Here is a 7,065-nt window from a genome sequence, read left to right on the forward strand (position 1 = left end):
GTTCCTCCCACACCCCCGCCTGCTGCCACTCGGCCAGCCGACGCCAGCAGGCAGGACCGGAACCGAATCCCAACTCCTGCGGCAGATACTCCCATTGAATGCCGGTGTAGAGGACGAACAGCACACCCTGCAGCGTCCTGCGGTCATCGATCCGCTTGCGCCCCGGATGCCGGAACCGCCGCTCATGCTTCGGCAACAACGGCTCGATCACCGCCCACAACTCGTCACTGACCTCCCACGGCTTCCGCCGCGCCATGATCACACCCCACAAAACACGGGATCACATACACATCCACCGTGCCACAGAAGGATCATTCCGCAAGGACCCCTTAGAGAAGAGGTGGCAGAGCTCAATGAGTTGGTCTCTTCAGCCGGCGTTCAGAAGCTCCCGACCCGAGATGCGGACCCGGATCGGCGCGCTTCGGTGTCGTGGTGGATCGGTGTGTGCGAACCGCTCAGTGGAAGACCTGTTCCGCCCTGTCGGGTGGCGACGATCTCGGCGGCGATGGACAGGGCGGTCTCCTCGGGCGTGCGGGCACCGAGGTCGAGGCCGATGGGTGAGTGAAGCCGGGTCAGTTCGGCTTCGGTGAGGCCCCTCTCGCGGAGTCTGCGGTCGCGGTCCTCGTGGGTGCGGCGGGACCCCATCGCGCCGATGTAGGCGACCGGCCGTCGCAGGGCCGCTTCCAGCAGGGGTACGTCGAACTTGGCGTCGTGAGTGAGGACGCACACCACCGTGCGGTCGTCGATCCGGGTACGGCGCAGGTAGCGGTGCGGCCAGTCGACCACGATGTCGTCGGCCTCGGGAAAGCGCGTCCGGGTGGCGAACACGGGTCGGGCGTCGCACACGGTGACGTGGTAGCCGAGGAACTTGCCCATGCGTACCAGGGCCGCGGCGAAGTCGATGGCGCCGAAGACGAGCATGCGGGGCGGCGGCACGCTCGACTCGACGAGCAGGGTCAGGTCCGGCTCGCAGTGGGATCCGTCCCGCGCGATGTCGAAGGTGCCGGTGCGGCCGGCGTTCAGCAGGGAGCGGGTTTCGTTGACGACGGCGCGGTCCAGGTCCGGGTGTCCGCCGAGTTCGCCTTCGTACGATCCGTCCTGGTGGACTGCCAGCGCCCGGCCGAGGAGTTGTGCCGGTCCTCGGACCACGCGGGCGAATGCCGCCGCCTCACCCCGGGCGGCGGCCGACAGCGCCACCTGGAGCACCTTCCTGCCCGGTCCGTCGGCTCGCACGGGTGTGACCAGAATATCGAGGACGCCGCCGCAGGTCAGCCCGACGGCGAAGGCGTCCTCGTCGCTGTAGCCGAACCGCTCGCGCACCGCCTGGCCGTCCTTGAGCGCCTGGGCGCACAGGTCGTAGACGGCGCCTTCGACACAGCCGCCGGACACCGATCCGATGGCGGTGCCGTCGGCGTCGACGGCGAGCGCGGCGCCCGGCCCGCGCGGCGCGCTGCCGCTGACGGCCACGACCGTGGCGACGGCGAAGTCCCGCCCCTCCTCGAGCCACCGGTTCAACTCGTCCGCGATGTCGAGCACGTGCGTGCCTTTCTTGTTGTAGGACGGATCGAACCGCCGTCGCTTCAGAGCAGTTTTTCCAGCGTGATCGGCAGGTCCCGCACCCGCTTGCCGGTCGCGTGATAGACGGCGTTCGCCACGGCCGCTCCGACACCCACGACACCCACCTCGCCCGCGCCGAGGATGCCGAGCGGTGTGGTCGGGTCCGGGTCGTCCAGGAAGGACACGTCGATCGGCGGGATGTCGGCGTGCACGGGGACGTGGTACTCGGCCAGGCTGGGGTTCATGATCCGTCCGTTGCGCGGGTCGACGATGGTCTCCTCGGCCATCGCCAGGCCCAGGCCCATCACGATGCCGCCGCGCACCTGGCTGGCCGCCGTCTTCGCGTTGATCACCCTGCCGATGTCGAACACGCCGACCCACCTCGACACCGTGTCTCACCGGTCTCGGCATCCACGCGCACCTCGCAGAACTGCACGCCGGAGGCGGCCTTGATCCACCTCTGGCCATCGCGCATGAATTTCGGGAGGAACCGTATCCGCCCGGCGATCCGGCCGAGCCGCGTCTCCGATCCGATCACGGCCTCGACGTGCGGCACCTTCGCGCGCCGGAGAATCTCCTCGTTGCTGTCGCCGCCCGTCTTTTGTGCCATGGACTTCAGCGTCTGCTTCAGTTCCTCGCACGCCTGCATCACGCTGGCGGCGGTGCTCGCGGTCTGGACGGACACACCGGCGGCCGGCCCCATCGGCAGATCGGAATCGCCGTACTCCACGCGGACGGCGTCGAACGGCACACCCAGCGCGTCCGCCGTGATCTGGGCCTGGGCCGTGGCTGCGCCCATGCCCATCTCGTGGAAGGCGCAACGCACCAGTACGCTGCCGTCGGCCGACAGGCGGACCGTGACGTTGACCGGCATCGACAACCCCGGGTGGAACGCCGTCGCCATGCCGGTCCCGACCAGCCACCGCCCGTCGCGCGTCGAACGCGGCTCGGGGTTCCGGTCGTGCCAGCCGAACCGCTCCGCGCCCAGCGCGTACATCTCCGGCAGTTTGCGGTGGGAGAACTTCTTCTTGCCGTCGATCGGGTCGACCGCGGTCTCGTTGCGCAGGCGCAGCTCGATCGGGTCCATGCCCAGTTCGTACGCCAGCTCGTCGAGCGCGGACTCCAGCGCGAAGGTGCCGATCGACTCGCCCGGCGCCCGCATGAAGGTGTTCGGCAGCAGGTCGAGCCGCACGAGGTCGTGCCGCACGAGGATGTTCTCGGACGCGTAGAGATGCTGGGACGCGGAGACGACCTGCTCGAAATGACCGCCGACCCGGCCGGTGCGGGTGACGCTGGTGTGCACCAGCGAGGTCAGCCTGCCGTCGCGGTCCGCTCCCAGCGCCATCCGCTGGATGGACGGGGTGCGCCCGCCGACCGTCCGGTAGACCGCCTCCCGCGACAGCACCAGCCGCACGGGCCTGCTGGTCGCGCGTGCGGCCAGCGCCGCGAGGATCGTGCCGGGCCACATCGCGAACTTGCCGCCGAAGGCGCCGCCGACGAAGGGCGCCAGCACCCGTACGTTCGTCATGGGCACGGAGAACCGCAGCGCGAGGTGGGTGCGGAGCCAGTCGATGGACTGCGTCGCGTCGTGGACGGTGAGCCGGTCGCCATCCCAGACGGCGGTGGTGGCGTGCAGCTCCAGCGCGTTGTGGCTGTGCGGCGGGGTGGTGTACCGCAGGTCCAGCGACACCTGCGCGGTAGCCAGCGCGGCCTCCGCATCGCCCCTCTTTGCCCCCCCCGGGGGAAGAACGAGTTGTTCGGTTGCGGCTGTGCGTCTTCCTCGGCCCCTTCGAAGTCCACCACGGACTTGGTCACCATGTACTCGGCGCGCACGAGCGCGGCTGCCTCGCGGGCGGCGGCGGAGGTCTCCGCGACGACCACCGCGATCGGCTGCCCCTCCCAGTGCACCTCGTCGCTCTGCAGATAGTTCACCGACGTGCCGGAAAACAGTGAGGTGAGGTTGAACGTTCCGGGCTTCGGCGCCGGTTTCATGGGGGGGCGCGTGGAGGTGGGTGAGGACGGCGACCACGCCCGGCACCGCGCTCGCCTCGTCGGTGTGCAGGGCGGTGATCCGGCCGCGGCTGATGGTGGCGTGCACGAGTACGGCGGGCGTGAGGCCGGGATAGGAGTGCTCGGCGGCGAACTTGGCCGCACCGGTCGTCTTGACGTTGCCGTCGACGCGGTCGAGCGGTTGTCCGATCGTGGTCATGCCGCCCTGCCTTCTTCCGTACGGTCGTCCTGTCGCCCGCCGCGCGCAAGTCGCGCGAGCCGGGCAGGGATGGTTCTCACAGTGGCTGTCTTCGACCTCGGCATCAGGCGGCGCTCCCGTCGGTCAGGAGCCGTCGCAGGGTCGCCACGATCGTGCGGCGCGCGAGTTCGATCTTGAACGCGTTCTGCGGTCCGCCCTCCGCGGCGGCGAGTTCGGCTTCCGCCGCCCGCCGCAATGCTTCCTCGGTCGCCGGCCGGCCGAGGAGCGCGCGTTCGGCTTCGGTGGCGCGCCAGGGTTTGGTGCCGACGCCGCCCAGCGCGAGGCGGACCTCGGTGACCACGCCGTCCTCGACGGCCAGCGCGGCGGCGACGGAAACGAGGGCGAACGCGTAGGACGCGCGGTCGCGCACCTTGCGGTAGCGCGAGTTCGCCGCGACCGGCACCGGCGGCAGCTCGACGGCCGTGATCAGCTCGTCGGCGGACAGCACCGTCTCGATGTGCGGCGTGTCACCGGGCACCCGGTGGAACTCGGCGACCGGGATACGCCGCACACCGCGCACACTCTCCACCTCGACGACCGCGTCGAGCAGCACCAGCGCCACCGCCATGTCCGAGGGGTGGGTCGCGATGCAGTGCTCGCTCGCCCCCAGCACCGCGCCGCCGCGGGAGAACCCGCCGATCGCGTCACAACCACTGCCGGGCGTGCGCTTGTTGCATGCCGCGGTCTCGTCGTAGAAGTACATGCAGCGGGTGCGCTGCAGCAGGTTCCCGCCCACGGTCGCCATGTTCCGCAGCTGGGCGGACGCCCCGAGCAGGATCGCCTGCGCCAACACCGGGTAGCGGGCACGGATGACAGGGTCCGCCGCGAGCCGACTGTTGCTCACCAGCGCGCCGACGCGGATCCCGCCGCCTGTCAGTTCCTCGATCCCGGTCAGCGGCAGGCGGGTGATGTCCACGACCGTCGACGGCTGTTCGATGCCCTCCCGCATGAGGTCGACGAGGTTCGTCCCGCCCGCGAGGAACTTCACGTCTTCGTTGCCGGCGATCGTGCGCAGCGCCGTGCCCATGTCCGGTGCGCTGACGTAGGAGAACGACTTCACTTCGCGACCTCCTTGATCGCCGAGACGATGCCGTTGTAGGCGCTACAGCGGCACAGGTTGCCGCTCATCCGCTCCCGGATCTCCGCCTCGTCCAGCTCCCCGCCGGTGGCGGCGAGGTGCTCGGTCGCCGCGCTGGGCGCGCCTTCCTTGTGCTCGGCGAGCATCCCGATCGCCGAACAGATCTGGCCCGGTGTGCAGTAGCCGCACTGGAATCCGGCCGTGCGGACGAACGCCGCCTGCAACGGGTGGTCGACCCCTTCGATGGTCGTGATCTCGCGGCCCTGGTACTGCACCGCCAGCGCGAGGCAGGCGTTGATCCGTCGGCCGTCGGCGAGCACCGTGCACGCGCCGCACGCGCCCTGGTCGCAGCCCTTCTTGGTACCGGTCAGGCCCAGGTACTCGCGCAACGCGTCGAGCAGGCTCACCTGTGGCGCGACGTCCAGCAGTTGGGCGGATCCGTTGATCCGCAGCTCGATCTCCACCGTGTCATTCCTCCGGATCGCCCGTGGGCTCGTTCTCTTGAGGGAGGCGCCATCAGGCACATAGGACAGGACCAGAGGGACTCCGGCCTGAAACACTGCGTCTTGTCTCGCGGCGCTCGCGGACGATGATCTTTTTCAGATCACGCGCTGTCTGCGGGTGGCGCTGAGTAGCCGGTACAGCCGCGGTGGTCGACGCCGCAGCAGGCCAACACCGTCACAGTGGGGCCGACGTCGCCCCGGGTTCGCACGTGCTGGAGGATTTCCTCGATCACTTGTCGGTGGTCGCGCCACCGAGCGCAACGCCGGGGGCGCACGCCGGCAGTACCGGGCGGGGCACTTGCACCTGTCCCGGTAGGGCGACGTATCGGGGCCCTGGCAGCGTGAACGGGTGGTCCGGGGTTCAGGATCCGGCGCGATAGCGGGTGAGCATGAGGGCGACGGCTTCGTCAACGATCGTGGTGTCGGTGGGGTCGGGCGGGACGAAGTCGGTCCGTACGAGTTGAGGCCACAGGAGCTGGCCGCAGATCATGCCGAGGAACTGTTCGGCCACTGCGGATGCCGGCTGTGTCTGTCCGTCGGCCGAACGGAAGTCGAGTGTGCCGGCCTGTGCTTCGGCGTCCAGGTAGTCGCGGAGCCGGTCGAAGAAGGGTCCGCGGTCGATGGCGAAGCCGGTGCCGACGATGTCGGCGAGTTCCGGCATCTGGGGAAGTTCGGTGATGATGAGGCGGCACAGCGCCGCCGTGCCGGGCCGCGAGACCAGGCAGGCGTAGTCGCGGCCGATGTGGTCCAGACCGTACCGGGGATCACCGGGCGGGGGCGGTTCGGCGTACTGCACATCCAGCTGCCACTGCTCGGAGGTGACGGCCGCGAACAGCGCAGCCTTGGAGGGGTACCGCTTGAAGAGGGTGCCGGTGGAGACGCGGGCCTCCCTGGCGATCTGGGCCAGGGAGGTCTTGTCGTATCCCCGGGCGAGGAAGAGGTCGCGGGCGGCGCGGATGATGCGCGCGCGGTTCTCCGCTTTGATCTGCGCGTGATACCCGGCCTGACACGTATCGCCACCGGTTTCCGCTCGGTCACGGTCCGCCACCGACATGTCCACGCCCCTCGCCCGTCTCCCAGCCGCATCCTCGCTGTCAGAGGACGGTCTGGCCGCCGTCCAGGATAAGGTCCTGGCCCACAGCGAAGGCGGAGACATCGGAGGCCAGGTACACGACGGCTTCCGCGACCTCCTCGGGCATACCCATGCGACCCAGCGGGATGGTGGAGCTGATCGCCTCCAGAACCGCCGTCTGCTGCGCGGGGTCATCGATCCCGAGCTTGGCCCCTGAGTACAGCGGGGTGTCCACCGGGCCGGGGCTGACCGCGTTGAACCGGATGCCGTGCGACCTGAGCAGGTCCGCGTTCCACGACCGCATCAGGGAGGCGACAGCCGCCTTCGTCGCGGCGTAGGCGTTCGAATGCCCGTAGCCGCCGTGCGCGCTGTTGGACGCGTTGAGGATGACCGAGGACGGGTTGGCCAGCACGGGCACCAGGGCCTGCGTGAGAAAGAAGACGCTCTTGACGTTGATGTCGAAGAGCCGGTCGAAACTGTCCTCCGTGTGGTCCTCGAACGGCCGCCAGTCCGAGACACCGGCGTTCAGGAACGCCACGTCCAGCTCCCCGAAGTGCTCACGCACCCGCTCCGCCAGGCCGCGCTGCGCATCGAGATCGCGCGCATC

General features: G+C 69.6%; 6 protein-coding genes and 2 pseudogenes. All 8 read right to left on the reverse strand.

The features are described 5' to 3' along the window. Positions 1 to 256, reverse strand: a 256-nt coding sequence (locus AC5P09_RS50820) for a transposase (protein ID WP_493880450.1), incomplete at its 3' end; no start/stop codon positions are given. 122 nt (positions 257 to 378) lie between these two features. Further along, positions 379 to 1,536 carry an XdhC family protein gene (locus AC5P09_RS50825; RefSeq protein ID WP_493880451.1) on the reverse strand — a complete coding sequence of 386 codons (1,158 nt, stop codon included), beginning with the start codon at positions 1,534 to 1,536 and terminating at the stop codon, positions 379 to 381. A gap of 44 nt (positions 1,537 to 1,580) precedes the next feature. Then, positions 1,581 to 3,247, reverse strand: a pseudogene (locus tag AC5P09_RS50830) (xanthine dehydrogenase family protein molybdopterin-binding subunit). A gap of 182 nt (positions 3,248 to 3,429) precedes the next feature. Next, positions 3,430 to 3,549 (reverse strand): annotated as a pseudogene (locus AC5P09_RS50835) (hypothetical protein); the annotation flags it as partial. A 320-nt stretch (positions 3,550 to 3,869) separates the two neighbouring features. Further along, positions 3,870 to 4,865: an FAD binding domain-containing protein gene (locus tag AC5P09_RS50840; RefSeq protein WP_493880452.1), complete on the reverse strand. Its 996-nt coding sequence runs from the start codon at positions 4,863 to 4,865 to the stop codon at positions 3,870 to 3,872. Further along, positions 4,862 to 5,347, reverse strand: coding sequence for a (2Fe-2S)-binding protein (locus AC5P09_RS50845; RefSeq protein WP_493880453.1), 486 nt, complete (start codon positions 5,345 to 5,347; stop codon positions 4,862 to 4,864). The genes AC5P09_RS50840 and AC5P09_RS50845 overlap by 4 nt, the downstream gene beginning before the upstream one ends. Positions 5,348 to 5,747: 400 nt before the next feature. After that, the gene (locus AC5P09_RS50850) at positions 5,748 to 6,440 is read right to left on the reverse strand and encodes a TetR/AcrR family transcriptional regulator (protein WP_493880454.1); all 693 of its coding nucleotides are present in this window, start codon (positions 6,438 to 6,440) and stop codon (positions 5,748 to 5,750) included. A gap of 40 nt (positions 6,441 to 6,480) precedes the next feature. Continuing rightward, positions 6,481 to 7,065: SDR family oxidoreductase (locus tag AC5P09_RS50855; protein WP_493880455.1), on the reverse strand; the 585-nt coding region annotated here is incomplete at its 5' end.

The organism is Streptomyces sp. a15, assembly GCF_059026085.1.